The organism is Agromyces sp. S2-1-8 (genome assembly GCF_021129215.1).
GTDB classification, from domain to species: Bacteria; Actinomycetota; Actinomycetes; order Actinomycetales; family Microbacteriaceae; genus Agromyces; species Agromyces chromiiresistens.
In genome coordinates, this window is sequence record NZ_JAJOLP010000001.1 from 1,284,911 (window position 1) to 1,310,210 (window position 25,300).

General features: G+C 72.4%; 19 protein-coding genes. 10 read left to right on the forward strand and 9 right to left on the reverse strand.

The window, feature by feature from the left end; translation table 11 throughout:
• The first annotated feature begins 87 nt into the window (after window positions 1-87).
• Entirely contained in the window at window positions 88-306 is a 219-nt protein-coding gene (locus tag LR269_RS05860) for a hypothetical protein (RefSeq protein ID WP_231429831.1), read from the forward strand.
• Window positions 307-379: 73 nt separating this feature from the next.
• Here the strand turns inward: LR269_RS05860 and LR269_RS05865 are convergent, their stop codons facing one another.
• The 3 genes from LR269_RS05865 to LR269_RS05875 all read right to left on the reverse strand — a co-directional run bounded on the left by LR269_RS05865 (window position 380) and on the right by LR269_RS05875 (window position 6,548).
• Complete coding sequence (locus tag LR269_RS05865) at window positions 380-3,307, reverse strand: aminotransferase class III-fold pyridoxal phosphate-dependent enzyme (RefSeq protein WP_231429832.1); 2,928 nt, start codon at window positions 3,305-3,307, stop codon at window positions 380-382.
• A 127-nt stretch (window positions 3,308-3,434) separates the two neighbouring features.
• Window positions 3,435-3,713, reverse strand: coding sequence for a helix-turn-helix transcriptional regulator (locus LR269_RS05870; protein WP_231429833.1), 279 nt, complete (start codon window positions 3,711-3,713; stop codon window positions 3,435-3,437).
• Between the two features lie 168 nt (window positions 3,714-3,881).
• A complete protein-coding gene (locus LR269_RS05875; protein ID WP_231429834.1) occupies window positions 3,882-6,548 on the reverse strand; it encodes a LuxR family transcriptional regulator in 2,667 nt (888 codons plus the stop codon).
• 69 nt (window positions 6,549-6,617) lie between these two features.
• Between LR269_RS05875 and LR269_RS05880 the strand changes: the two genes are divergently transcribed.
• On the forward strand, window positions 6,618-6,953 hold the full coding sequence (locus LR269_RS05880) for a multidrug efflux SMR transporter (protein ID WP_231429835.1): 336 nt from the start codon (window positions 6,618-6,620) through the stop codon (window positions 6,951-6,953).
• A 1-nt stretch (window position 6,954) separates the two neighbouring features.
• Here the strand turns inward: LR269_RS05880 and LR269_RS05885 are convergent, their stop codons facing one another.
• Window positions 6,955-7,983 carry an aromatic acid exporter family protein gene (locus LR269_RS05885; RefSeq protein WP_231429836.1) on the reverse strand — a complete coding sequence of 343 codons (1,029 nt, stop codon included), beginning with the start codon at window positions 7,981-7,983 and terminating at the stop codon, window positions 6,955-6,957.
• Between the two features lie 78 nt (window positions 7,984-8,061).
• On the opposite strand from LR269_RS05885, the gene LR269_RS05890 reads away from it, so the two are divergent.
• Entirely contained in the window at window positions 8,062-9,000 is a 939-nt protein-coding gene (locus LR269_RS05890; protein ID WP_231429837.1) for a 5'-3' exonuclease, read from the forward strand.
• A gap of 73 nt (window positions 9,001-9,073) precedes the next feature.
• Here the strand turns inward: LR269_RS05890 and LR269_RS05895 are convergent, their stop codons facing one another.
• Window positions 9,074-9,484, reverse strand: coding sequence for a hypothetical protein (locus LR269_RS05895; protein WP_231429838.1), 411 nt, complete (start codon window positions 9,482-9,484; stop codon window positions 9,074-9,076).
• A 59-nt stretch (window positions 9,485-9,543) separates the two neighbouring features.
• On the opposite strand from LR269_RS05895, the gene LR269_RS05900 reads away from it, so the two are divergent.
• Complete coding sequence (locus LR269_RS05900) at window positions 9,544-10,743, forward strand: fumarylacetoacetate hydrolase family protein (RefSeq protein WP_231429839.1); 1,200 nt, start codon at window positions 9,544-9,546, stop codon at window positions 10,741-10,743.
• A 25-nt stretch (window positions 10,744-10,768) separates the two neighbouring features.
• On the opposite strand, the gene LR269_RS05905 is transcribed toward LR269_RS05900, so the two are convergent.
• Window positions 10,769-11,737 (reverse strand): hypothetical protein, encoded by a 969-nt coding sequence (locus LR269_RS05905; RefSeq protein ID WP_231429840.1) that lies wholly within the window; start codon window positions 11,735-11,737, stop codon window positions 10,769-10,771.
• 140 nt (window positions 11,738-11,877) lie between these two features.
• Here LR269_RS05905 and LR269_RS05910 point away from each other — a divergent pair, with 140 nt between their 5' ends.
• Window positions 11,878-12,831 carry a GlxA family transcriptional regulator gene (locus tag LR269_RS05910; protein WP_231429841.1) on the forward strand — a complete coding sequence of 318 codons (954 nt, stop codon included), beginning with the start codon at window positions 11,878-11,880 and terminating at the stop codon, window positions 12,829-12,831.
• Between the two features lie 9 nt (window positions 12,832-12,840).
• On the opposite strand, the gene LR269_RS05915 is transcribed toward LR269_RS05910, so the two are convergent.
• Window positions 12,841-13,377 carry a GNAT family N-acetyltransferase gene (locus LR269_RS05915; protein ID WP_231429842.1) on the reverse strand — a complete coding sequence of 179 codons (537 nt, stop codon included), beginning with the start codon at window positions 13,375-13,377 and terminating at the stop codon, window positions 12,841-12,843.
• 133 nt (window positions 13,378-13,510) lie between these two features.
• Here LR269_RS05915 and gap point away from each other — a divergent pair, with 133 nt between their 5' ends.
• The 3 genes from gap (at window position 13,511) to LR269_RS05930 (ending at window position 15,777) form a co-directional block, all read left to right on the forward strand.
• Complete coding sequence (gene gap, locus LR269_RS05920; RefSeq protein WP_231429843.1) at window positions 13,511-14,512, forward strand: type I glyceraldehyde-3-phosphate dehydrogenase; 1,002 nt, start codon at window positions 13,511-13,513, stop codon at window positions 14,510-14,512.
• A gap of 186 nt (window positions 14,513-14,698) precedes the next feature.
• The gene (locus tag LR269_RS05925) at window positions 14,699-14,902 is read left to right on the forward strand and encodes a hypothetical protein (RefSeq protein WP_231429844.1); all 204 of its coding nucleotides are present in this window, start codon (window positions 14,699-14,701) and stop codon (window positions 14,900-14,902) included.
• 44 nt (window positions 14,903-14,946) lie between these two features.
• Complete coding sequence (locus tag LR269_RS05930; protein ID WP_231429845.1) at window positions 14,947-15,777, forward strand: alpha/beta fold hydrolase; 831 nt, start codon at window positions 14,947-14,949, stop codon at window positions 15,775-15,777.
• A gap of 68 nt (window positions 15,778-15,845) precedes the next feature.
• On the opposite strand, the gene LR269_RS05935 is transcribed toward LR269_RS05930, so the two are convergent.
• Window positions 15,846-16,886: a DUF389 domain-containing protein gene (locus LR269_RS05935; protein ID WP_231429846.1), complete on the reverse strand. Its 1,041-nt coding sequence runs from the start codon at window positions 16,884-16,886 to the stop codon at window positions 15,846-15,848.
• A gap of 166 nt (window positions 16,887-17,052) precedes the next feature.
• Window positions 17,053-19,341 carry an immune inhibitor A domain-containing protein gene (locus LR269_RS05940; protein ID WP_231429847.1) on the reverse strand — a complete coding sequence of 763 codons (2,289 nt, stop codon included), beginning with the start codon at window positions 19,339-19,341 and terminating at the stop codon, window positions 17,053-17,055.
• A gap of 274 nt (window positions 19,342-19,615) precedes the next feature.
• Between LR269_RS05940 and LR269_RS05945 the strand changes: the two genes are divergently transcribed.
• Both LR269_RS05945 and metH read left to right on the forward strand, forming a co-directional pair.
• Complete coding sequence (locus LR269_RS05945) at window positions 19,616-21,091, forward strand: cellulase family glycosylhydrolase (protein ID WP_231429848.1); 1,476 nt, start codon at window positions 19,616-19,618, stop codon at window positions 21,089-21,091.
• Between the two features lie 290 nt (window positions 21,092-21,381).
• On the forward strand, window positions 21,382-25,053 hold the full coding sequence (gene metH, locus LR269_RS05950; RefSeq protein ID WP_231429849.1) for a methionine synthase: 3,672 nt from the start codon (window positions 21,382-21,384) through the stop codon (window positions 25,051-25,053).
• Window positions 25,054-25,300 lie beyond the last annotated feature (247 nt).

Here is a 25,300-nt window from a genome sequence, read left to right on the forward strand (position 1 = left end):
GATCATCGAGTTCCCGGCCGAGCGGTCGGAAGGCGACGCGCGGGCCGGCTGCCGGGGATGTCGGCGGGGCGGCGTAGCTTGACTGCCATGACGAACCAGCTGCAGACCGAAGCCCCGCGCGAGGCGCTCGACGAGCCGTGCCCCCGGTGCGGTTCGGCCGCCGTGCGTGCGATCGTCTACGGCCCGCTCGACCTCGCGGTCGAGGCCGAGACCGTCGACCCGTTCCTCACCGACGACGCTCCGATCTTCGACTGCCGCGACTGCGGGTTCGAGTGGGGCCTCGCCGTGCGCGACCTGCTCGCCTGAGCCGCAACCGTCGGTCGAGTAGCGCGCGACGAAGGAGCACGCGTATCGAGACCACTCGATCGACCGGCGACCCCTACCAGCCTTCGCCGAGCACCCGGTCGAGCATCTCGACGAAGAACTCGGCCGACTCGGGTTCGACGCACAGCGGCGGCTTCGTCTTCAGCACGTTCTGGTGGTCGCCCGTGGGCTGCATGACGACCCCGAGCTCGAGCAGCCGATCGCAGATCGCGCGCGTCTCGTCGGTCGCCGGTTCGAGCGTCTCGCGGTCGCGCACGAACTCGACGCCGAGGTACAGGCCGAGCCCGTGCACGGCGCCGATGAGCGGGTGCCGTTCGGCGAGCTCCTCGAGCATCCGCTTGAGGTAGGCGCCGGTCGACGCCGCGTTCTGCTGCAGCCCCATCTGCTCGTACGCGTCGAGCACCGTGAGCCCGGCGATCGACGAGGCCGGGCTGCCGCCAGTCGACGAGAAGAAGTACCCCTGCGTGCGGAACCGCGCCGCGATCTCGCGCGTCGTGATCACCGCGCCGAGCGGATACCCGTTGCCCATCGCCTTCGCGACGGCGACGACGTCGGGCACCACGCCCTGCTGCTCGAAGCCCCAGAACCACTCGCCGAGGCGCCCGTAGCCGGCCTGCACCTCGTCGGCGATCGCGAGCCCGCCCGCCTCCCGCACGGCGGCGTACACCTCGGCGAGATAGCCGTCGGGCAGGGGGATGCCTCCGGCGTTGCCGTAGAACGTCTCCGCGATGAACGCGGCCGGGGGCCGGCCCGAGTCCGCGAGCTCGCGGATCCGCGCCGCGGCCTCGGGCGCGTAGCGCGCGGCATCCGCCCCGCGGTACCGGCCGCGGAACGAGTTCGGCGCCTCGACGGCGTGCACCCAGTCGGGGCGCGTCTCGAGCGCGTTCGGGTTGTCGGCCGTCGAGGTCGAGACGGCGTCGGAGCCGTAGGTCCAGCCGTGGTAGGCCTCGAGCACGCTCACGACGTCGCGCCGGCCGGTCGCGGCGAGCGCGACGCGGATCGCGAGGTCGGCGGCCTCCGACCCCGAGTTCACGAGGAACACGGTGTCGAGCGGATCGGGCAGGAGTCCGGCGAGCCGCTCGGAGAACTCGACGACCGCCTCGTAGTTGAACCGCGAGTTCGTGTTGAGCCGGCGCAGCTGCCGGTGCACCGCGTCGGCGAGGCCGACGTGGCCGTGACCGAGCGGCGTCACGTTGTTGACCATGTCGAGGTAGACGCGCGCGTCTGTGTCGGCGAGGTGCTCGCGCCAACCGCGCTCGATCTGCGGCGGGGCCTCGTAGTAGTGCTCCTGCACCTCGGCGAAGGCCGCGTTGCGCCGCCCGATGAGCGACTCGCGGTCGGTCGAGTCGGCGCGCGGCTCGCTATCGAGACCCAGCATCGGCGCCGGATCGAGCGTCACCGCGAGCCATCCCGCGGCGTACTCGGGCCGCACGAGGTGCGGCGTGCCGGCGCGGCCGAGCCGCACCCGGACGCGCGTGCGCGCGGGCACGATCCAGTCGCCGTCGGCGTCCTGCGTCGCACCCTCGACGACGAGGTGCTCGGATGCCTCGAGCCGTTGCGGTTCGGCGTACCAGACGTCGATGCCGACCGGCACCGTCGCGGGCGAGGCCTGCGAGAGGGTGCGGCTCGCGGTCAGTCGGGGCGTGCCGCGGTCGAGCCAGGCCGCCGACGCACCGGCGTCGAGGGCCTCGAGCGCGAGTCGCGCCTCGAGCGCCTCGCCGTCGAGCCACGCACCGCCGTCGGCGGCCTCGGCGAACACCGACACGTCGAGCCGCGCCGGCGAGGCGGTCGCAGTCCCCTTCGAAGATCTCGGCGGGAGCCGGTGCTCGCGTGCGGGCCCGTCGTGCGTTCGTGCGCCGAGATCGACCTGCGGCGAATCGTGAACCCCGAGCGCATCGGCGATGACCGCCGTCATCACGTCGGCCGGCACCGAGGTCGCCTGCTCGAAGATGCGCCATTCGCGGTCGAGAGCCGACCGCGCGTAGTCGTTCGACTCGCCGTCGAGCTGCACCTGGTGCTCGCCGCTCACGACGAGCACGGCGCCACGCAGCACGACGAGCGGCCAGAGCGCGGCGACCTCGGCGGGTGCGAGCGGGCGCAGCGCGTGGAACGCGCGCACCGCGGGCAGTACCGAGACGGGTTCGGCGCCGGCATGGTGCAGCACCGACGAGATCGTGATCGCGAGCTCGCCGACGGCCCAGCTGCGGGTGACGTCGCCGAAGTCGATCATGCCGTCGGGCATCCGCCGGCCGCCCTCGACGCGGCAGACCACGTTGTCGTCGGTGAGGTCGAGGTGCACCGCCTGCTGCGGCAGTTCGTCGGCGAGGGCGGCGACGGTGCGCCAGGCCTCGCGGGCGGCGCGCTGCACGAGCTCGCGCCGGTAGTGGTCGGGGTGATGCGGCGCGAGCAGTTCGACGACGCGGTCGGCGAAGCGCGGATCCCACTGCAGCGCCCGGTCGAGCCCGGCGTGGTCGAGGTCGGCGAGCGCGAGGCTCGCCGTCGCGGCGAGTTCGCCCATGCGGGCGACGACTGCGGGGGCGAGATAGGCGTCGCCCGTGAGCGTGCCGCCGCCCAGGAACTCGAGCAGTCGCACCGCGAGTGGTCCCGCGCTCGTGTCGGCGACGACGGAGCGCGGCCGCCCGTCGGCGTCCTTCGTGGTCGTCGCGACGCGGACGCCCGCCATTCGACCGCCCGACCCGTCGGCGATGCGCTCGGCCGCGGCATCCTGCGCGGCGAGCTCGGCCGCCGTGAAGGCGGGGTTCGTGATCTTCACGACGCCGAGGGGGGCGCCGCCGTCGGCGGCGGCGTCGGCCGCGGCATCCCGAGCCAGGAAGTTCTGGTCCTGCTGGCTGCCGAGGGATTCGAGTTCGACGTCGAGCCCCCACTCGGCGGCGACGATGCCGCGCACCTCGTCGACCGGCAGCGCCGGCGCAGGCAGCTCGCCGACCGAGAAGAAGTCGAATCCGGTCGGTTCAGCGGTCATCGTCGGCCCTCTCCTGCGCGGCGCTCGCGGCGTGCTCGTCGTGCGGCGGATGCGGGGCGCACGAACCGGCCCCGTGGCATCCGCTTACGACCCTAGACGCCCGCCGCGGTTGACGCGCAGACCTCGTTCACACCGCCGCCCGCGCCCACACGACGGCGGCGATGACGCGCCGATTCTCGTCGGGGCAGCGCAGTAGTCCGAGCTTCGAGAAGATCGAGCGCACGTGCGACTCGACCGTGCGCTCCGAGAGGAAGAGGCCGGCCGCGATCGCGGCGTTCGAGGCACCGCACGCGAGCGCGCGCAGCACGGTCAGCTCGCCGGCGGTGAGTGAGGCGAGGTCGGGTACGCGGGCGTCGATCCAGTCGAACTCCGCATTGGTGGTGTCGGGGGCGAGTAGCTGCCGCATTGGGGCACTCCTTCGGGGTGCGGCAACCCTCGGCGAGGCGCGACCGTCGGGCAACGGTCGTACGGGGAGCCGGCTCGTCGAGGTGCTCGCCGACAAGATTACGGATGCCTCGTGCCGGCGCCCTACGTAGTCGGGTACGTAAATCGGGGCGATGCGCTCGCGGCGTCGTCAGCCGCCGTCGGCGAGGTCGCGCAGTTGGGCGCGCCCCTCGACGCCGAGCTTCGCGTAGATGCGATGCGCGTGCGCCTCGACCGTGCGCGTCGAGAGCCCGAGGCGCACGGCGATCTCGCGGTCCGAATGCCCGCCGGCGATCAGGGCCGCGATCTCGCCCTCGCGTTCGCTGAGATCGGGTCCGAGGCTCGCCCGGGCGACGGCGATCGTGTGCAGCCGGCCCGTCGTCGACTCGATGCCCCGCACCCGGAGCCGCGAGGCGGCGGCCCGCCCGCCGCGACCGGCCGCGGCCCAGTGCACGGCGGCCTGGGCGGCCGCGTCGGTCGCGGTGATGAGGTCGCCGTCGGCCTCGAACGCCCGCGAGAGCTCGTCGAGCTCGGCCGCGTCGCCGCGATCCCACGCGTCGGCGTGCCGGGGCGCGAGCCGCGCGCGGGGTCCGTCGAGCCCGTCGGCGAGGTCGCTGACCCGGTCGCGGAGCCCGCGCGCCCCGTACCGCACCGCGTCGTGCAGGGCGCGGAGGGCCAGCGCCGGGGCATCCTGCTCGATCGCGAGGTCGGCCGCCGCCACCGCGCCGGCCGCGGCCTCGGCGGCCCGGCCGGCGGCGGCGTCGATCAGCGCCGCGACGCGCTCGAGCTGCGGCAGCCGGTAGCGGAACGCGGGCGACCACTCGGCCCGCGCCCGCTCGAGCGCCCGTCGCGCCCGGCGGAGGTCGCCGCCGAGGGCCTCGCCCTCGGCGAGGTCGACGAGGTTGAGCGGCGACCAGCCGGTGTGGTCGTGGCCGCCGATCGCAGCCTGCGCCGACGTGAGGGCGACGAGCCCCTCGGCGATGCGGCCGCTGCGCACGAGGGCGCGTCCGGTGAGGTTGAGCAGCCGGCTGTCGAAGGGCGGGGGTGCCTCGTGATCGTCGGCGAGCACCCGCTCGGCGAGGTCGGCGGCCTCGCCCATGCGCCCGGCGAGGTGCAGGGCGAGCAGGTGCGCGTCGAGCAGCACGGTGCGCAGCACCGCGGCGTCGTAGCCGCCGCGGGCCGCCGCATATCCCGGCTCGGCGACCGCCGCGACCTCGTCGCTGCGGCCCGCGCAGGCGAGCGCCGTGACCCGGGCGATCGTCGCGAACGCGATGGCCCGGCCGCTGTGCCCGGGATGCGCGAGCGCCGCGTCGGCGAGGTCGAGCGCGAGCGCCGGATGGGCCTGGAAGGCGTGCTCCCATGCGAGCATCGCCGCGAGCTCGGCGCGGTCCCCGTCGTCGGTCGCCGCCGCTCGGGCCGCCTCCGTGCGCGCGATCGCGCCCTCGGGGTCGCCGAGGACGAAGAACCGGTTGCCGGAATCGACGATGAGCGCGTCGACGGGCGGCCGCTCGGCATCGAGGAGCGGCGCGAGCATCGCGGCGGCCGCCTCGCCGTGGCTGCGCAGCGACAGGGCGTAGGCGGCGAGCGTCGTCGCCGCGGGTGGTCCGCCGTGCTCGGCCGACGCCGTGGCGAGCCGCGCGGTGAGGTCGAGGTCGAGGCGCGCGAACGCGGTCGCCGCCGCTTCGAGGTGGAGCGCGGCGTCGCCGCCGTTCGAACCGTCGGCCTGGAGACTCAGCAGCGAGCGGGAGACGATGTCGAGGTCGACGCCCGTGTGCTCGACTGCGTCGAGGATGCGGCCGCGGAGCCGGCGCGCCCGGAGGGGGCCCATCGCGGCTCGGCGGGCCTCGGCGAAGAGCGGGTGCGCGGCGCGCAGCGTGATGAGGTGCCCCGGGTCGTCGATCGCCGCGACGATCACGCCGCGCGCCTCGAGCTCGTCGAGCAGGCGCACGTCGGCGCTCGGCACGGCCTCGATGATCGCCGCGAGGGGGAACGGCTCGAGCAGCGAGACGGCGTCGAGCACCTCGAGCCGGGTGTCGTCGAGCCCGATGAGCGTCTGCTCGATGAGCGCGCCGAGTTCCGCGGGCAGCGGGCTCGCGGGGTCGGGCACGAAGGGGAGTGATGTCGCCGGTTCGTCGGCGTCGTCGGCGAGCCCGCCGGCAGCCTCGTCGTCGCCGCCGGCGGCGAGGGCGTCGCGCCAGTCCTGCGTGATGTGGGTGATGTACAACGGGTTGCCCTGGCTGCGCTCCCACAGCCGGTGCGCGGCGACGGCCTCGAGCGGCCGTTCGAGGATGGCCGACGCGAGCCGGCCCGTCGCGGCCTCGTCGAGCGGGTGCACCTCGATCCGTTCGACGAGGTCGTCCTTCCAGAGGTCGACGATCACGTCGGGCAGCGGCGCGGGCGTGCGGGCGGTGAGCACGAGACTCGTCTGCGGGCGACGGGCGAGGGTCTGCACGAGCAGCGCCGACATCGGATCGAGCGCGTGCACGTCGTCGACGAAGACGGCGGTCGGCCGGTCGCCGGGGCTGATCTCGGCGGCGAGCTGGGCGAGCAGTGCGAGGGTGTCGTCGCCTTCGCGCGTGTACGCGGCGAACGCTCCGAGCGGCTGGTGCTGCGCCGTGCGGCTCGCGGTCGCCCAGACCGCCCCGAGCCGGTGCCGGCGCACGAGCCGGTACAGCTCGCGCGCGATCCGGGTCTTGCCGATGCCGGGCGCACCCACGAGCAGCGCCCCGCGACGCCGCTCCGACGCGGGCGATTCGACGAGCCGGCGCGCCACCCGCGAGAGCTCGTGATCCCGACCGACGATCGGCCATCCGTCCACGGGTTCATCATGCTCCTCGGCCGGGGCGGGCGATAGGGGCGCGCCCCGGCCGCATGCGAGCATGGCTGCATGGCATGGGTCTACCTGGCGCTCGCGATCGGCTTCGAGGTCGCGGCGACGAGCTTCATCGGCAAGACCGAGGGGTTCACGAAGCTCTGGTGGACGGTCGCCGTGCTCGCCGGCTACGGCGTCTCGTTCGCCATGCTCGCGCAGGCGGTGCGCGAGCTCGAGATCGGCGTCGTCTTCGCGATCTGGTCGGGCGTCGGCACGGCCGCGATCGTGGCGATCGGCGTGCTCTTCCTCGGCGAGAGCCTCACCGTGCCGAAGCTCCTCGGCATCGGGCTCATCATCGCGGGCGTCATCGTGCTCAACGTCTTCGCCGGGCAGTCGGCCGCGCACGGCTGAGCTACTCCTCGAGCAGCTCGCCGCGGATGCGCCGCAGGTCCTCCATGAGCGACCCGATCAGGATCCAGTGGCCCGAGCGCGGCGGCGAGACCACGAGCGGCGCCGTGAGCGCGGGGATCGCCGACGTCATCGGCTCGGGGTCGACGTCGGCGAGGTGCACGGCGAGCCGTACGTCGTGCGCGGCGCGGCGCAGCTGCTCGGCGATCGCCTGCACCGTCGGCTCATCGGCGAGCGACGGGTCGTAGTGGTCGAACGTCGCCCGTGTCATGCCGATGACCTGCGTGACGATCGGACTCAACCGCTCGATGAGCGCCCGCATCTCGGCGAGGTCGGTGCGGTGCGCCGAGCGCCGCGGGTTGAAGGTCAGCGATTCCTCGCCCGCCGAGATCGATGCGTCCGCGGCATCCCGCATCGGTCGCATGAGACGGGCCTCGAGCATCAGCTGCTGCAGCTGGGGTGCGGACTGCGGCGTCTCGAGGGCGTGCGCGAGGCGCTCGAGGGATGCCGCGAGCTCGCCCCCGAGCAGTGCGAGGTCGCGGCGGGCGGGGGCGACCGCGACCGGCGGCACGACGGCCGCGTTCACGACGATGCCGATCGCCGCGCCGATGAGCGTCTCGATCACCCGGTCGAGCGCGTACTCGGGCGACGACGAGCCGAGCGCGAGCACGAGCATCGCGCTGATCGCGACCTGGTTGGAGGTGCCCGGCGTCATCTTGAGCGCCCACGCGACGAGCATCGCGACGACGATCGCGACGAGGATGATCCAGCTGTTCTGCCCGACGGTCAACGAGATCGCCGTCGCGATGAGCACGCCGAGGATGACGCCGACCGAACGCTCGACGGCCTTGCCGAACGACTGGTTCACGCTCGGCTGCACGACGAGCAGCGCCGCGATCGCGGCGAACACGGGGAGCTGCCCGGGGATGAGCCAGCCGGCGACGAGCCAGGCCGCGATCGTCGCGACCGACGCCTTCGCGACCTGCAGCAGGGGCGGGCGCTTCGAGGCGCGCAGCGTGGCGGTGATGCCCATGCGCTCCATTCTCCCCATTGAGCGCCTCCTCGACCCGCGTGGTCGCCCGCGGGGGAGGTCCGTGCCATGATCGGCGGTGTGGCCGACCGACTGATGCTCCTCGACACCGCCTCCCTCTACTTCCGCGCCTTCTACGGAGTGCCCGACTCGATCAAGCGCGCCGACGGCACCCCGGTGAACGCGGTGCGGGGGCTCCTCGACATGATCGCCCGGCTCACCGTCGACTTCGAGGCGACCGAGCTCATCGCCTGCTGGGACGACGACTGGCGGCCGGGCTGGCGCGTCGCGCTCATCCCGACCTACAAGGCGCACCGGGTCGAGCGCGCGGTGCCGGGCGGCGTCGACGTGGAGGAGACCCCGCCCGGGCTCGTCAAGCAGATCCCGCTCATCCGCGAGGTGCTCGGGCTCATCGGCGTGCCGATCGTCGGCGCAGCCGAGCACGAGGCCGACGACGTGATCGGCACGCTCGCCACCGGCGCCGGGCGGCCCGTCGACATCGTGACGGGCGACCGCGACCTGTTCCAGCTCGTCGACGACGAGGCATCCGTTCGCGTGATCAACACGGCGCGCGGCATGTCGAAGCTCGAAATCGTCACCGACGCGGTCGTCGTCGGCAAGTACGGCGTGCTGCCCGAGCAGTATGCCGACTTCGCGACGCTGCGGGGCGACAACTCCGACGGCCTGCCGGGCGTCGCCGGCGTGGGCGAGAAGACCGCGGCGGGGCTCATCCAGCAGTTCGTCGACCTCGACGGCATCATCGAGGCCGCCGGGGACGCCTCGGCGAAGATGTCGGCCGGCGTGCGCACGAAGCTCGTCGCGGCCGCCGACTACCTCGCCGTCGCGCCGAAGGTCGTCGAGGTCGTGCGCGACCTCGACCTGCCCGAGGTCGACGCGCACCTGCGGCCGGTCGCGGGCGACCGTCGTGCAGCGCTCGAGCGCCTCGCCGACGAGTGGAACCTCGGCGGCTCGGTGCCGCGCGTGCTCGCGGCGCTCGACTCCGTCGGGTCGGTCGAGTAGCGCCAAGCGCGCATCGAGAACGCGGCCGCGGCCCTGGCCGACGGTGCGGCCTCGAAACCGGTCGCTCCGCTCCCTACGCGACCGACGAGGCCTCGATCACCCCGACCGGCGCCCGCTCGGGCGCGAACCAGTACGGCGGAGCGGGCAGCTCGATGCCCGTCGAGGCGAGCCAGATCACGACGAACGCGTAGCAGGCGACGACGACGGCGAGTGCGCCGAGCGCGAAGGCCGCGCGCACCGTCCAGGAGGTGCGCACCCCTGCGCGCCGGTAGCGCGGCATCGCCATCGCGGCGACCCAGATCGCGGCGCACCCGAACCCCACGATCCACACCGTGCGCAGCGCATCGCCCTCGAGCGGGGCGAACAGCGCGATGACGAGCGCACCGGCGCCGAGGAGGAGGCCCGTCCAAGCGAAGAAGCGGGCGAGGCCGATGCCGCCGAGATCGTCGTCGCCGGTCCACCAGGGGCCGTTCGGGTCGGTCATGCTCCGATCGTAGGGGCGCGCCGCCGCCGGTGTTGATGCGCGCGGCCGCCGATCCTGCGATGCTCGAGTCCGTGAGCCAGGAGCCGAACCCCACCGCCGACGCCGCCGCGATGCTGCCGGTCGACGGCACGGCCGGCACGCTCGCCGGCCGCGTCTTCGATCCCGCCGTCGGCGGGCCGAGCGTCGTGGCGATCCGCGAGGCGGGCGTCGTCGACGTCAGCATGCACTTCGCGACCATGCGCGCGCTCACCGAGCTGCCCGACCCGGCCGCCGCACTCGCCGCTGCCGACGGACCCGTGCTCGGCACGCTCGCCGAGATCGTGGCGAACACGCCCGACGACGTGCGCGCCCCCGGCCGGCCGTGGCTGCTCTCGCCGATCGACCTGCACGTCGTGAAGGCGGCCGGCGTCACCTTCCCGGTGTCGATGATCGAGCGCATCATCGAGGAGCGCGCCCTGGGCGCAGCCGAGTCGGCGGCCGACGTGCGCGACGAGGTGCTCGCCGTCATCGGCGGTACGCTCGACGACCTCGTGCCCGGTTCGCCCGAGGCGGCCGCCCTCAAGGAGCTGCTCATCGAGCAGGGCCTCTGGAGCCAGTACCTGGAGGTCGGCATCGGCCCCGACGCCGAGGTCTTCACGAAGGCACCGGTGCTCTCGACCGTCGGGTCGGGTGCCGACGTGGGCGTGCTGTCGACGTCGGCGTGGAGCAACCCCGAGCCCGAGCTCGTGCTCGTCGTCGCCTCCGATGGGCGCATCGTCGGGGCGACGCTCGGCAACGATGTGAACCTGCGCGACGTCGAGGGCCGCTCGGCGCTGCTCCTCGGCAAGGCGAAGGACAACAACGCCTCGGCCGCGGTCGGCCCGTTCATCCGGCTCTTCGACGACGGCTACGGCCTCGACGACGTGCGGCGCGCGGTCGTGACCCTCGAGGTCGACGGTGCCGACGGGTTCCGGCTCGAGGCGACGAGCCCGCTCGAGCGCATCAGTCGCGATCCCGCCGATCTCGTCGCACAGACGGTCGGCGCCCATCATCGGTACCCCGACGGGTTCGTGCTCTACCTCGGCACCCTGTTCGCGCCGATCCAGGATCGCGACGAGGCCGGGCACGGGTTCACGCACCGGCTCGATGACGTCGTGACGATCCGCGAGCCCAGGCTCGGCGCCCTCATCAACAGGGTGCGCCACAGCGAGACGGTCGCGCCGTGGACCTTCGGCATCGACGAGCTCTATCGCGGCCTCGCCCGGCGCGGACTGCTCTGACCGTCGCGCGGGTCGGGATGCGGCATCAGGCCCCGGACGCCTCGCCGCCGGTGCCCGCGCGGGCGGCGGTGCGGCGGGCGAGCAGTGCGCGGACGACGAGTCCGACCGCGGCGACCACGACGGCCACGACGATCGGCTTCACGACGAGGTCCGGGTCGGTCGCGGCCAGGCGGAACACACCCGCACCGTAGTCGAGCATCTCGCCGGGTACGCGCGCGAGCACCCGGCTGCCGAGTGCCGCCGACGCCGCGGTGATCAGGGCCGGCGCGAGCCACAGCAGGGCGAGGGCGGCGATCGCCGCGATGATCCGCCCGGCGGTGCGGACGCCCGCCCACGCGATCGCGAGGCCGATGAGCACGGACGGCACCCACTGCACCGCCGTCCAGAGCCACTCGGGTTCGCCGGCGAAGGCCGGGCCGCGCGGCGCCATGAGCAGGTGCAGCCATCCCGGCAGCAGGACCGCGGCGATCGCGATGCCGACCACCGCGCCGGCCTGCGGAGCCCGGCCGATGAGCCAGAGCACCGATGCGCCGATGCCGACGGCGAGCACCGCGACCGTCAGCACGCCGGCGAGGTAGACGGCCGACCAGGTGTCCTCGCGAAGGCCAGGGCCGACCGTCGCGGCGCTCTGCGCGACCGCGACGACGTCGACCAGCAGCACGCCGAAGAACAGCAGTGCGAACCCGCGTGCGGGTGTGCGAGCGCGGAGGATGCGCCCGGCGAGTCCGCCGGCCGCCGCCCCGACGACGAGGAGCGAGGCGATCGTCGACAGGGAGTACTGGCTGAAGGGCAGCAGCACGAGCGGCATGTCATCCGGCAGGGTGTCGGTCGCCCAGAGATTCTGCAGCGGCAGTCGCATGCCGGTGAGCAGCCACGGCAGCAGTCCGAGCAGGGCCGCTCCCATGCCGACGAGGAGCAGTTGCCAGGGCCGCATCCGCCGGGCACCCGTCTCGAGGTCGTCGGACTCGGGCTGGATCGTTCGTGACTCGCTCATCGGCACCTCGGTGATCGTTCGGATCGGCTGGAGCAGTGCAGGGTCCGTTCACCCTATGGCCCGATCGTCGCGGCGCGGACGACCGGGCGCAGCCCGTCGCGGGTTGGCATGAGGCTTGCGCTGCATGGCATTCTTGCCGCATGACCCGTCGTCCTCACCGCGTCGCCGTGCTCGTGCTCGAGGGTGCGAAGCCGCTCGACGTCGGCATCCCCGCCCAGGTGTTCTCGACCCGCGCGAGCATGCCGTACGAGGTGCGGGTGTGCGGAGCCGCGCCGGGGCTCGTGACCGGCGGCGACGGACTCTCGTACCATGTGGCCGACGGCCTCGAGGCCCTCGAGTGGGCCGAGACCGTCTTCATCCCCGGCTACCGGCACCCCGATCGCGACGACCCGCCGGCCGCGGTCGTCGATGCGCTGCGCGCCGCCCATGGGCGCGGCGCCCGGCTCGCCGCGATCTCGACGGGCGCGTTCGCGCTCGCCGCGACCGGGCTGCTCGACGGCCGCCGCGCGACGACGCACTGGCACTACACGCGGGCGCTCGCCACGAGGCATCCGCTCGTGAACGTCGATGCGAACGTGCTGTTCGTCGACGAGGGACAGGTGCTCACCTCAGCCGGTGCCGCGAGCGGACTCGACCTGTGCCTGCACCTCGTGCGGCGAGACCACGGCGTCGGCGTCGCGAACCACGCCGCCCGGCGGCTCGTCGCCGCCCCCTACCGGTCGGGCGGCCAGGCGCAGTACGTGCCGCGCAGCCTGCCGCCCGAGCTCGGCCCGGTGTTCGCGGCGACGCGCGAGTGGGCGCTGCGCCGGCTCGACGAACCGCTCGCGCTCGGCGACCTCGCCCGGCATGCGAACGTGTCGCCGCGCACCTTCTCGCGCCGATTCGTCGAGGACACCGGCTACACGCCCATGCAGTGGGTGCTGCGCGCCCGGGTCGACATGGCGCGCGAACTGCTCGAGCGCAGCGACCTCGGCGTCGAGCAGATCGCGGCGCGTGCCGGTCTCGGCACCGGGGCGAACCTGCGCCTGCACTTCAAGCGCATCCTCGGTACCTCGCCGAGCGACTACCGGCAGACCTTCGCACGCGGCGAGTAGCCGGGGCGGCTACAGGTCGAGCACGCTCCACACGATCTCGCCGAGCTCGTCGGCCGTCGAGTGGTCGCGCCGGAACCCGAGCTTGTCGAGCACCCGGAACGACGGCGTGTTCCACGCGCGCACCGTCGACCAGAGCCGGTCGCGGCCGGTCTCGCGGGCCGCGTCGACGACGGCGGCCGCCGCTTCGGTCGCGTAGCCGTGCCCGTGCGCACTGCGGAGCAGCTCGTAGGCGAGCTCGGGCTCGTCGATCGTCGAGCGGCCGACGACCAGTCCGCAGTAGCCGAGGAACTCGTCGCTGCCGCGCAACCGCAGTGTCAGGCAATGGATGCCGCGACGGGGCGCGTTCTCGCGGGCGCCGGTGACCTCGGCGCGTGCCTCGTCGAGGCTCAGCAGACGACCCTCGTCGACCCGGTCGCCCTCTCGCTCGGCGCGCGCCTCCTCGCGCTCGCACACGAGCAGGCGGTAGCCGTCGGCGTCCCACTCGTCCCACAGGCGCAGGCTGAGACGGTCGGTGTCGCGGGCATCGGCGAGCGGGGCGTAGGGCATGGGGTTCAGGCTATCGGGGAGAGCACGGCCGGGTTGGCGAGATCCTTACGAGCACTGTCTTGCGTGCCACTCCCGCCCGAGGCATCCGCACCGCAGAGTGGGGGTATCGCGGACTGAAAGGACCCATCCCCGCATGACCACCCGCATCGCCATCAACGGTTTCGGACGCATCGGCCGCAACGTCGTGCGCGCCCTCGTCGAGCGCGGCGCCGACCTCGAGCTCGTCGCCGTCAACGACCTCACCGACCCCGCGGCCCTCGCGCGCCTGCTGAAGTACGACAGCACGGCGGGCCGCTTCGGCTACCCCGTCGAGGTCGACGGCGATGTGCTCGTGATCGACGGCCGTCGCGTCAAGGTGCTCGCAGAGCGCGACCCCGCGAAGCTGCCGTGGGGCGAGCTCGGCGTCGACGTCGTGCTCGAGTCGACCGGGCGCTTCACCGACGCGACCGCCGCCCGCGCCCACCTCGACGCCGGCGCGAAGAAGGTGCTCGTGTCGGCCCCGTCGAAGGGCGCCGACGTCACCCTCGCCTACGGCGTGAACACCGAGGCGTACGACGCCGAACTGCACACCATCGTCTCGAACGCGTCGTGCACCACCAACGCGCTCGCCCCGCTCGCGAAGGTGCTCGACGACCTCGCCGGCATCGAGCACGGCTTCATGACGACGATCCACGCGTACACGCAGGACCAGAACCTGCAGGACGCCCCGCACTCCGACCCCCGCCGCGCTCGCGCCGCCGCCGTCAACATCGTGCCGAGCTCGACCGGTGCCGCGAAGGCGATCGGCCTCGTGCTGCCGAAGCTCGACGGCAAGCTCAACGGCGACTCGATGCGCGTGCCCGTGCCGGTCGGATCGATCGTCGAGCTCAACACGACCGTCTCGAAGGACGTCACCCTCGACGAGGTGCTCGCCGCCTACAAGGCCGCCGCCTCGGAGGGCCCGCTCAAGGGCGTGCTCGAGTACTCCGACGAGGCGCTCGTGTCGAGCGACATCGTCGGCAACCCGCACTCGTCGATCTTCGACGCCGAGCTCACCCGCGTCGACGGCCGCCACATCAAGGTCGTCGCCTGGTACGACAACGAGTGGGGCTTCTCGAACCGCGTGATCGACTCGCTCACGCTGCTCGCCGGCTAGATCACCGCAGACCCCGCCGCCGCACGGTGCGCGGAACTGCGGCGCACCCCTGCCCCGCGCCGCAGAAACGGGCCCGCCTCTCCGGAGGCGGGCCCGTTCGCGTTCCGGTCGTCCTGCCGCGCTTGCGGCGGGGACGCGCCGCGGCGTACGTTCGGCTCGACCCGACCGCTCGAGCGGAGGTTCGTCGTGGACGCGTTGATCTGGGCGGCCGTCGGGGTCTCCGTGCTCCTGATGATCGTCATGGTGGTGCGTGCGGCTCGCGTACGGCGTGCCCCGCCCGCTGACGCCGGGTCCGTCGAGCGGTCCGAGCTCGATCGGCTGAACCGCGAGCGCAGGCTCGAGCGCGAGGCCGAGGACCCGGGGCCCCCGATCGGCGGTGCCGGCATGTGATGCCCCGAGCCCGCACCTCGTGCGGGACCGGTATCGTCGGGCGGGTGCAGACCTTCACCGCGCGCGACGGCACCGGCATCGCCTTTCACGTCATCGGTCAGACGAACGGGGATGCCGCGGCCATCGTCGTTCCCGGCGGACCGTGCCGCGGGGTCGACTACCTCGAGGACCTGGCCGGCGCCGCCGATCTCGCGGGGCGACCGCTCGCCGTGCTGCACCCGCGCGGAACCCCGACGACCGGCGGGCTGTCGCGCGGCTGGTGGACCGACGCCGACGATCTCGTCGACCTCGCCGACCACCTCGGCCTCGAGGCCGTCGACGTCGTGGCCCACTCGGCGGGCACCCGACTGGCGCTCGCCGCCTGGGCGCGAACGCCGGAGCGGGTGCGGAGCCTCGCCCTCGTCACCCCGGCCGCGGCGTGGTTCACCGATGCGCCGCGCGACAGCGTCGAGCTCGCACGCCGGCGGCACGATCCGCTCGTCGATCGGGCGCTCGACTCGCTGACCGGGCCCGAGCCGCGCGACCAGGCCGAGTTCGAGCGGGCTCGCGAACTCGAGGGGCCCGCCGGCTACGCCCGCTGGACCGAGCGCGAGCAGCGGCATGCCGCCGTCGGCGAATGGTCGCTCGCCTCGCTCGACGCGTACTTCGCCGACATCCCCGCCGACGCCGCCGAGCTCGTTCGCGCCGCACCGTCCCGCCCCGCGCTCGTGATCGCGGGCGACGAGGACATCCTCGTCGGCGTGCGCACCGTCGAGGCCTACGCCGACGCGATCGGCGCCGACCTGCGATTCCTCGATGCGTGCGGCCACTACCCGTGGGTCGAGCAGCCCGAGGCGTTCCGCGCTCTCCTCGGCGACTGGCTGCGGCAACGCTGAACGGTCCCGACCGCACTCGGGCGCGCGCTCGCCGGCCCGCCCCGGTCATCTGCGGTCGTCCGAGGCCATCAACCACCGAGGTCGACCCGCGTGGTCGGCACCCATTCGACCGCGACGGTCGAGGGGTCGACGCCGGCAGCATCGAGCGACTTCTGCAGCGGTGCGACATCGGGCATCGCGTCGCCGCCGGTCACGCGTACCACGTAGCCGGGCGACTCGGTCGCGATCTCGACGACCTCGAGGTCCTCGTCGTCGGCCCATGAGTTCGCCGCCGCGTCGACGTTCGACGCCTGCGTGGTCGTCGTCACGGTGCGATAGGTCGAGAGCGTGAGCGGAATCGCGACGAGCACGAGCATGACCGCGATCGCGATGTGCGAGCGCCGGCGACTCAGGGGCGTGAGCGCCATCGACCCGGTCGCGATGCGCGGGGCCCCGGCGGCGACCGCCATCGCACCCCAGCGCTGCACGTGGTAGAGCGCCATCACCACGACGCCGGTGCCGAGGATGGCCGCGACATTCGCGACGAACAGCAGCAGCGACCCGATCGACGCGGCGTAGTCGCCCGACTCGGCGGCGACGCCGACCACGACGAGCGGCGGCACGAGCGAGATCGCGATGGCCACGCCGGGCAGCGTGTCGGAGATGTCCTTGCGCACGAGGGCGATCGAGGCGACCGCGCCCGTCGCGAGCGCGCCGAACAGGCTCATGAGGTCGGGCGTCGCCCGCTCGGCGATCTGCGCGTTCGTCGCCGCGGTCTGGGGCACGACGACGAGCAGGCCGCACAGGTAGCCGATCGCGATCGCCGCGAGGGCGCCCGCGATCATCGTGACGAGCGATCGCACGAAGTTCGCCCGCTCGCCGAGCACGGTCGCGAGCATCGTGCCCTGGATGGGCAGCATCATCGGCGCGACGATCATGGCGCCGATGACGGTTGCGGTCGAGTCGCCGATCACTCCGCTCGCGGCGATCGCCGACGACAGCACGAGCAGGATCCAGAAGCGCTGGATACGGCGCACCCGACCCGGCTCGTCGAAGAACACCGCATCGCGCATCTGCTCGATCGTGTTGATCGACTCCGACGGCGGCGGCGGGTACACGGGCTCGGCCATCGGCGGCTCCCTTCGCGTCGGCTCAGGGAGAGCGTAGATCCGCGACGCGGCGATCCGCGGGACCGACGCGATCGGCGTGGGCGGCGACATCCGCGTCGCAACGTGCGCGAACGGGAACGGGCCCGCCTCCTCGCGGAGACGGGCCCGTTCGTGCGAGCAGCCGAGGCTAGTTCGCGGGGTAGTTCACGGTGACCCCCATGGTGCCGCCCGTGACCTGCGAGGTGACGGTGACCGTGACGCCCTCGCCGGCGACCTTGACGCCGCCGAGCGGGTTCGACGGGTCGTTGAACGCGTTCACGTCCGAGTCGTCGAACGTCGCGTCCTGGGCCTCGCCCGGGGCCGCGGCCCCGACGGACTCGACCGTCTGGTTCTTGCCCTTGCCGACCACGACCTGCTTGTGGAGCACCACGTCGGTGAAGTCCTTCAGGCCGAAGGTCGCGTCGAACGGCTGGCGCCGGTTGCTCGGCGCGGTGCCGTCGGGGTAGGTGAACTTCGCCGAACGCGCGTCGACGGGCAGCGCGAGGCCGTCGCCCGGGTGGTCGATCGTGTTGTTGTCGGTGTAGGCCTCGTTGACCGCCCAGATCAGCAGCCCCTCCTGGAAGGCGAAGTGCTCGACCCAGTCGGGCCGCGTGATGCCCTCCGAGAACTGGTACGGACCGTTCTGGAGCGTCGCGTCGTAGCCGACGTAGGTGCGGTTCTCGGCCAGGTAGTACCGGTCGCCCGTCGAGGTCGCGGTGCCGTCGCTGATCGTGAAGCCGCCCGCGGCCGTCCAGCCGTTCGCGCCGCCCTCGACGTCGTCGGTCAGCAGCGTCGTGCCGCCCGACTTCACGACGATGTCGTCGAGGAACGCGCCGGCGAGGTGCACGCCGCCGTCGGACTGGTAGCGGAACCGGAACTGCGTGTCGGCCGAGCCGCCGGGCACCGAGTACCGCAGCGTCGTCCACTTGCCGTTCGAGGTGTCGCTGAGCGACTTGCCGGCCGGCAGCCAGCTCGCGCCGCCGTCGGTCGAGTACTCGGCGTAGAAGTAGTCGTAGCCGGCCTCGATGTCGTACCAGGCCTTCGCCGTGACCGTCGCCGACTTCACCTTGCTCAGGTCGAGCGTGCGGGTGAGGGTCGTGTTGAGGTCGTCGGCACTCGAGGTCCACCAGGCGTTCGCGCCGGAGTACGGCGTCGTGTACGTCTGCTCGATCTCCTCGTCGGGCAGGTCGATGACGAGCGCCTGCTCCTGGCCGTCGGTCTGGAGCGCGGCGGGGCTCAGCGTGTACGAGCCCAACTCGCCCTTGTTCACGACCGCGTAGTCGAGCCAGCCGAGCTGCATCTTCTCCCACGGGCCCATGTAGTTCGGCGTGGTGCCGATGTCCTCGCCGCCGTGGTTGAGCCACGAGCCGCTCGACATGAGGGTCCAGAAGGCGGTCGAGTTCTCGCCGCCGTTGGTGTCGTAGAAGTCGGGAAGGCCGAGGTCGTGCGCGTATTCGTGCGCGAACACGCCCAGGCCGCCGTTCTCGGCCTCGACGGTGTAGTCGCCGATCCAGAAGCCGGTGTCGCCGATCTGCGAGCCGCCGAACTTGGCGCCCTCGGGGCCGGTCGTGCCGTAGTCGGTCGAGTTCACGTACCAGCGGTGCGACCAGATGGCGTCTTCGCCCTGCGCGCCGCCGCCGGCGTCTTCGCCCTCGCCGGCGTGCACGGCCTGGAAGTGGTCGAGGTAGCCGTCGGGCTCGTCGAAGTTGCCGTCGCCGTCGGCGTCGTAGCGGTCCCACACGTCGAACGAGGCGAGCTCGGCCTTGATCTCGGCCTCGGTCTTGCCCGCGGCGACCTGCTCGTCGTACCAGGCGTTGCCCGTGTCCTCGATGAACTGCCAGGCGCCGCCGTAGTCCTCGACCGAGTTGTCGCCGTAGGTCGAGGCGTTGCCGGGCACCTGCACCCAGTCGCTCACCTCGCCGTCGACGGTGTAGTTGCCGTTCGACTGCTTCGAGTAGAAGTCGGCGAACGACTCGCCCTCGCCGAAGAACAGGTCTTCGTAGCTGGCCTTGTTGAAGTCCGCCATCCAGTGCGTGCTGTTGTTCACGCTGCGGTCGGGCTGGGGGATCTCGTTGTGCAGCGGACCCGGCACCGTGCCGAGCTTGCCACTGCCCTGGTCGCCGAACTCGGACAGGATCGTGAAGACCCGGCCGGTGCCGGTCACGGCGGTCTCGGCGAACTTGTCGGCGCCGAGCGCGACGACGCCGTCGTCGTTCGGCGTGGCCTTGCCCTGGCGCACGAGCTGCTGCGCGAGCTTGCGCTGCTCGCTCTGGGACTTCGTGAGGGGGCCCGGGCGGTTGTCGAGTCGCTGGGCGGCCGACGGCGACGTGCCCGGGTCGGCGGCCGGTGGGGCGGCCATTGCGGCGGGGCCGAACGCGAGCCCCGTCATCATCGTCGCGCTCGCCGCGGTGACGGCGAGCATGGTGCGTCGTTTCACTTGCACTCCTTCGTGGGAATGCCCGGGATCGCCGGGCACGGTGCGAGCACGCTAACACGCACTCCGGACGGGTGGAACGGTCGTTTCGATGTTGTTACCGCCCGGTGCCGACGGTGTCCCCCGATGACGCCGAACGTCCTGCTCGACGTACCCCGCGATCCGGTTCGCAGGGCCCGTCCGCACGCTCGGGACCGCAGTACTTGGACAATTGACCCACTTCGCCGTAGGCTCCTCGCATCCCGACCCGCAACGACGCGCAAGGAGTACCCCCGAAGTGACTTCGACCCTGCATCGAGCCGGCGCCGCACTCGCGCTGGCGCTCACCGCGAGCCTCGCCGTTCCGACGGCCGCCTCGGCCGCGACATCCGAATCGGCGAACGCCCAGCCGATGAGCGCGACCTCGCGATCCGCCCTCGCGGTCGCCGCGACCGCCGACCGTGATCGCGGCACGATCACGACCCCCGACGGCCGTACGTTCATCGCCGACGAGCAGGGCCGAGCCCTGCAGCTGCGCGGCTTCAACGCCGGAAAGTACCCGAGCGACCGCGTGACTGCCGAGGATGTCGCCGCGATGGCCGACCAGGGCTTCGACTTCCTGCGGCTCGTCGTGCAGTGGCAGTACTTCGAACCCGAACAGGGCCAGTACGACGACTCGTACTTCGACTACGTCGACGCGGTGCTCGACGCGGCCGACCGCGAGGGCGTGCACGTCATGATCGACATGCACCAGGACGTCTACGGGCCCACGTTCGGGGCCTCGGGTGCTCCCGAGTGGACGACCCGCACCGACGGGCTGCCGTTCGTGGACGACCCCGACAACTGGTTCAACAACTACTTCCAGCCCGCGGTCATGCGCGCCTTCACGCATCTCTACGACGACGCCGATCTGCGAGCGGCTCAGCAGCAGTTGTGGGTCGAGGTGGCCGGCCGTTTCGGCGACCACGAGAGCCTGCTCGGATACGACCTCTTCAACGAGCCGTTCGGCGAGTTCTACGAAGACGAAGACTGGGTCACCGCATCGGCCCGCATCGAGTCGACGAAGATCAGCGACATGTACGACCGGCTGATCCCCGCGATCCGCAGTGTCGACGACGACTCGTGGATCTTCGTCGAGCCGACCGTGCTGGTCGGTTACGGCGTGCCCACCCAGCTGCGCTCGTTCGACGACCCGCGCGACGGTGCCCCGCGCATCGGCTACGCCCCGCACTTCTACAACACCGGGGTCGAAGAGGGCGGCGACTGGGTCGGCGACGACTTCGTGGTGAACTACGAGGCGGCGATCTCGGCCTACCCGGCCGCCAACGGCATGCCGCTGATCGTGGGCGAGTGGGGCGTGCCGAACTCGCGCACGCCCGGCAACGCCGCCCTCGTGGCCGCGCAGGTGGCGTCGATGGAACGGTTCGCGACCGGATGGTCGATGTGGTACTTCTGCCGGAGCGACCACGGCGGGTACTGCGCGATGGATGCCGCGGGCGGGGCCGCGCCCGGCAACGAGCCCGCGTTCGGACCGTACGCCCGGGCGATCGCCGGCGTTCCCGGCGCCGAGCACTTCGACGCCGCGACCGGCGACTACTCGCTGAGCTACACGGCGGGCGCCGGTCCGAGCGAGGTGTGGGTGCCGAGCGCCGCATACGCGCAGCGTCCCGACGTCGAGATCAGCGGCGGCACGGCGCACTACGACCGCAAGAAGCAGACCCTGCGCATCACGGCGAAGCCGGGCGCGACGGTCGAGCTGACGCTCTCGCGCTGACGCGGTCGCCCACGCACGGCGGGCGCGGGTCATTCGGGACCCGCACCCGCTGTGGTCGGCGCGACGAGCGTTGCCGTTCCCGTCGATCGTTGCCGTTCGGACGGGAACGCCCGGCGCGAACGGGAACGCTCGGCGGCTCCAGCCGAGCCGCGCGCCACCCCGCCCCGCCGCGCCACCCCGCGCCGCCCCGCCCCGCCGCGCCGCCCGGCGCCGACGGGCGCGGGCAGCTCCGCGCGTCCTCCCGCGTAACGGGCCGGGCGGCACGGGACCCGCGTGACTACACTCGCGATGTGACCCCCAGCACCTCCGGCGCGCCCAGATTCGACCTCGACATCGACCCGGTGCCGAGGACCGCCCGCGCCGAGGCCCTGCTCGAGGCGCTCGCGACCCGCGTCGTCATCGCCGACGGCGCGATGGGCACGATGCTGCAGCAGCACGACCTGTCGATCGAGGTCGACTTCGAGGGGCACGAGGGCTGCAACGAGGTGCTCAACGTCACCCGCCCCGACGTGATCGGCGGCATCCACGACGCGTACCTCGCGGTCGGCATCGACGCGGTCGAGACGAACACCTTCGGGGCGAACTGGTCGAACCTCTCGGACTACGGCATCGACGAGCGCATCTTCGAGCTCGCCGAGGCCGGTGCCCGCATCGCGCGGGCGCGGGTCGAGGCGTCCGAGGCAGACGACGGCCGCATGCGCTGGGTGCTGGGCTCAATGGGGCCCGGCACGAAGCTGCCGAGCCTCGGCCACACGACCTACGACCACCTCAAGCAGACGTTCGCGCTGCAGGCCGAGGGGCTCATCGCGGGCGGGGCCGACGCGTTCCTCATCGAGACGAGCCAGGACCTGCTGCAGACGAAAGCCGCGGTCAACGCCTGCAAGCTGGCGATCGTCCGCCGCGGCATCCGGTTGCCGATCTTCGTCGAGGTGACCGTCGAGACCACGGGGACCATGCTCATGGGCTCCGAGATCGGCGCCGCCCTCACGGCGCTCGAGCCGCTCGGCGTCGACGCGATCGGCCTCAACTGCGCCACCGGACCCGACGAGATGAGCGAGCACCTGCGGCATCTGTCGAAGCAGTCGCGGGTGCCGGTCGCGTGCATGCCGAACGCGGGCCTGCCCGTGCTTGGCGCGAACGGCGCGCACTACCCGCTCACGCCCGCCGAGCTCGCGACCGCGCACGCGCAGTTCGTCGAGGAGTTCGGGCTCGCCCTCGTCGGCGGCTGCTGCGGCACGACGCCCGACCACCTCGCGGCGGTCGTCGAGCGGCTGCGGCCCGTCGGGGCGGCGTCGGGTCTCGATACGCGTGCGCCAGCATCGGGCGCCACTCGACCGGCCGTCCAGGCGGAGCCCGGCGTGGCCTCCCTCTACCAGCACGTGCCGTTCCAGCAGGACGCGTCGTACCTCGCGATCGGCGAGCGCACGAACGCGAACGGGTCGAAGGCGTTCCGCGAGGCGATGCTCGAGGGTCGCTGGGACGACTGCGTCGAGATCGCCAAGTCGCAGACCCGCGTCGGCGCCCACCTGCTCGACGTGTGCGTCGACTACGTGGGGCGCGACGGCGTCGCCGACATCCGCGAGGTGGTCTCGCGCTTCGCGAGCGCGTCGACGCTGCCGCTCGTCGTCGACTCGACCGAGCCCGAGGTGATCCGCGCCGGTCTCGAGCTCATCGGCGGGCGCCCCGTCGTCAACTCGGTCAACTACGAAGACGGGGATGCCGCGACGAGTCGCTTCGGCCGCATCATGCCGCTCGTGAAGGAGCACGGCACGGCGGTCGTCGCGCTCACGATCGACGAGGAGGGCCAGGCCCGCACCGCCGACGGCAAGGTCGCGATCGCCTCGCGCCTCGTCGACGAGCTCACCGGCACGTGGGGCATGCGCGTCGAGGACATCATCGTCGACGCGCTCACGTTCCCGATCGCGACCGGCCAGGAGGAGACCCGGCGCGACGCGATCGAGACGATCGAGGCGATCCGTCGCATCAACGCGAAGTACCCCGGCATCAACACGACGCTCGGCGTCTCGAACGTGTCGTTCGGGCTCAACCCGGCGGCACGCAGCGTGCTCAACTCGGTGTTCCTGCACGAGGCCGTCGAGGCGGGGCTCAGCTCGGGCATCATCGACGCGGCCAAGATCGTGCCGCTCGCATCGCTCTCCGACGAGCAGCGCGAGGTCGCCCTCGACCTCGTCTGGGACCGCCGGGAGTTCGACGCCGACGGCAACGCCACCTACGACCCGCTCGCCCGTATGCTCGACCTGTTCGCCGGGGTCGACACCGCGGCGCTGCGCGACCAGCGCGCCGCCGAGCTCGCGGCGCTGCCCGTCGGCGAGCGCCTCGAGCGGCGCATCATCGACGGCGAGGGCAAGGGACTCGACGCCGACCTGTCGCTCGCGCTCGACTCGGGCATGACCGCGCTCGGCATCATCAACGACCACCTGCTCGAGGGCATGAAGATCGTCGGCGAGCGGTTCGGTGCGGGCGAGATGCAGCTGCCGTTCGTGCTGCAGTCGGCCGAGGTCATGAAGAACGCGGTCGCCCTGCTCGAACCGCACATGGAGAAGTCGGATGCCTCCGGCAAGGGCCGCATCGTGCTCGCGACGGTGCGCGGCGACGTGCACGACATCGGCAAGAACCTCGTCGACATCATCCTGACGAACAACGGCTACGACGTGATCAACCTCGGCATCAAGCAGCCGATCGCCGACATCATCAGGGCCGCAGAAGAGCACGACGCCGACGTCATCGGCATGTCGGGCCTGCTCGTGAAGTCGACGGTCGTCATGAAGGAGAACCTCGAGGAGCTGAACCACCGCGGCCTCGCGAAGCGCTGGCCCGTCATCCTCGGCGGCGCCGCGCTCACGCGCACCTACGTCGAGGACGACCTCGCCGGGATCTTCGACGGGCAGGTGCGCTACGCGCGCGACGCGTTCGAGGGGCTCGCGCTCATGGAGCCGCTCGTGAGGATCGCCCGCGGGGCCTCGCCCGACGAAGTGGGCCTGCCGCCCCTCAAGAAGCGCATCCACGCGTCGGGGTCTCGCCTGACGCTCACCGAACCCGACGAGATGCCGGCGCGGTCGGATGTCGCGACCGACAACCCCGTTCCGGCCCCGCCGTTCTGGGGAACCCGCATCGTGCGCGGCATCGCGCTCGCCGACTACGCGGCGTTCCTCGACGAGCGGGCGACGTTCATGGGCCAGTGGGGGCTGAAGCCGGGTCGGGGTGCCGACGGCGCGTCCTACGAGGAACTCGTCGAGCGCGAGGGCCGGCCGCGCCTGCGGTACTGGCTCGACCGCATCCTCTCCGAGGGGCTCCTGGATGCCTCGGTGGCGTACGGCTTCTTCCCGGTGGTGTCGGAGGGCGACGACGTCGTCGTGCTGCACCACGCCGACGACCCCACGGGCGTGCTCGGCGTGCCCGGGCTGCTCGCCCCCGACGGCGGTTCAGATGAGGCGCTCGGCACCGACCGCCTCCGTTTCCACTTCCCGCGGCAGCGTCGCGACCGGCACCTGTGCCTCGCCGACTTCGTGCGCTCGCGCGAGTCGGGGCAGGTCGACGTGCTGCCCGTGCAGCTCGTGACCGCGGGCGCGAAGATCGACGAGTTCACCGCGAAGCTGTTCGCCGAGAACAAGTACCGCGACTACTACGAGGTGAACGGCCTCGTCATGCAGCTCACCGAGGCGCTCGCCGAGTTCTGGCACGCGCGAATCAGGTCGGAGCTCGGCTTCGCGGGTGAGGACCCGACCGACACGGCCGGGCTCTTCAAGCTCGAGTACCGCGGCGCGCGGTTCTCGCTCGGCTACCCCGCCTGCCCCGATATGGAGGACCGCCGCAAGCTCGTCGAGCTGCTGCGCCCCGAGCGGATGGGCGTGGAGCTCAGCGAGGAGCTGCAGCTGCACCCCGAGCAGTCGACCGACGCCTTCGTGTTCCACCACCCCGAGGCGAAGTACTTCTCCGTCTGACGCGTCGAGCGGGTCGAGGAGGAGGCGCAGCGACCGTCTCGAATTCCGGCCACCCGTCGGGGGTGTGGTGCGCCGGCTCGGGGTGGCGGATACCTCGGGGAGTGGGTCCTTCCGGCGGGGTTGTCGACAAGTCCACAATTCCACACGTGGGGTGTCGACAAGTCCACAGATCCACATGTGGGTTGTCGACAAGTCCACAAATCCACACCATCCCCTCCGGTGATGCTCGCTCCCTGCGCTGCAGGCC

Bases quoted from the DNA above. Each gene is read 5' to 3' on its own strand.
- LR269_RS05860 (WP_231429831.1), top strand. From the start codon at position 88: ATGACGAACCAGCTGCAGACCGAAGCCCCGCGCGAGGCGCTCGACGAG.
- LR269_RS05865 (WP_231429832.1), bottom strand. From the start codon at position 3,307: ATGACCGCTGAACCGACCGGATTCGACTTCTTCTCGGTCGGCGAGCTG.
- LR269_RS05870 (WP_231429833.1), bottom strand. From the start codon at position 3,713: ATGCGGCAGCTACTCGCCCCCGACACCACCAATGCGGAGTTCGACTGG.
- LR269_RS05880 (WP_231429835.1), top strand. From the start codon at position 6,618: ATGGCATGGGTCTACCTGGCGCTCGCGATCGGCTTCGAGGTCGCGGCG.
- LR269_RS05885 (WP_231429836.1), bottom strand. From the start codon at position 7,983: ATGGGCATCACCGCCACGCTGCGCGCCTCGAAGCGCCCGCCCCTGCTG.
- LR269_RS05895 (WP_231429838.1), bottom strand. From the start codon at position 9,484: ATGACCGACCCGAACGGCCCCTGGTGGACCGGCGACGACGATCTCGGC.
- LR269_RS05900 (WP_231429839.1), top strand. From the start codon at position 9,544: ATGCTCGAGTCCGTGAGCCAGGAGCCGAACCCCACCGCCGACGCCGCC.
- LR269_RS05905 (WP_231429840.1), bottom strand. From the start codon at position 11,737: ATGAGCGAGTCACGAACGATCCAGCCCGAGTCCGACGACCTCGAGACG.
- LR269_RS05910 (WP_231429841.1), top strand. From the start codon at position 11,878: ATGACCCGTCGTCCTCACCGCGTCGCCGTGCTCGTGCTCGAGGGTGCG.
- LR269_RS05915 (WP_231429842.1), bottom strand. From the start codon at position 13,377: ATGCCCTACGCCCCGCTCGCCGATGCCCGCGACACCGACCGTCTCAGC.
- gap (WP_231429843.1), top strand. From the start codon at position 13,511: ATGACCACCCGCATCGCCATCAACGGTTTCGGACGCATCGGCCGCAAC.
- LR269_RS05935 (WP_231429846.1), bottom strand. From the start codon at position 16,886: ATGGCCGAGCCCGTGTACCCGCCGCCGCCGTCGGAGTCGATCAACACG.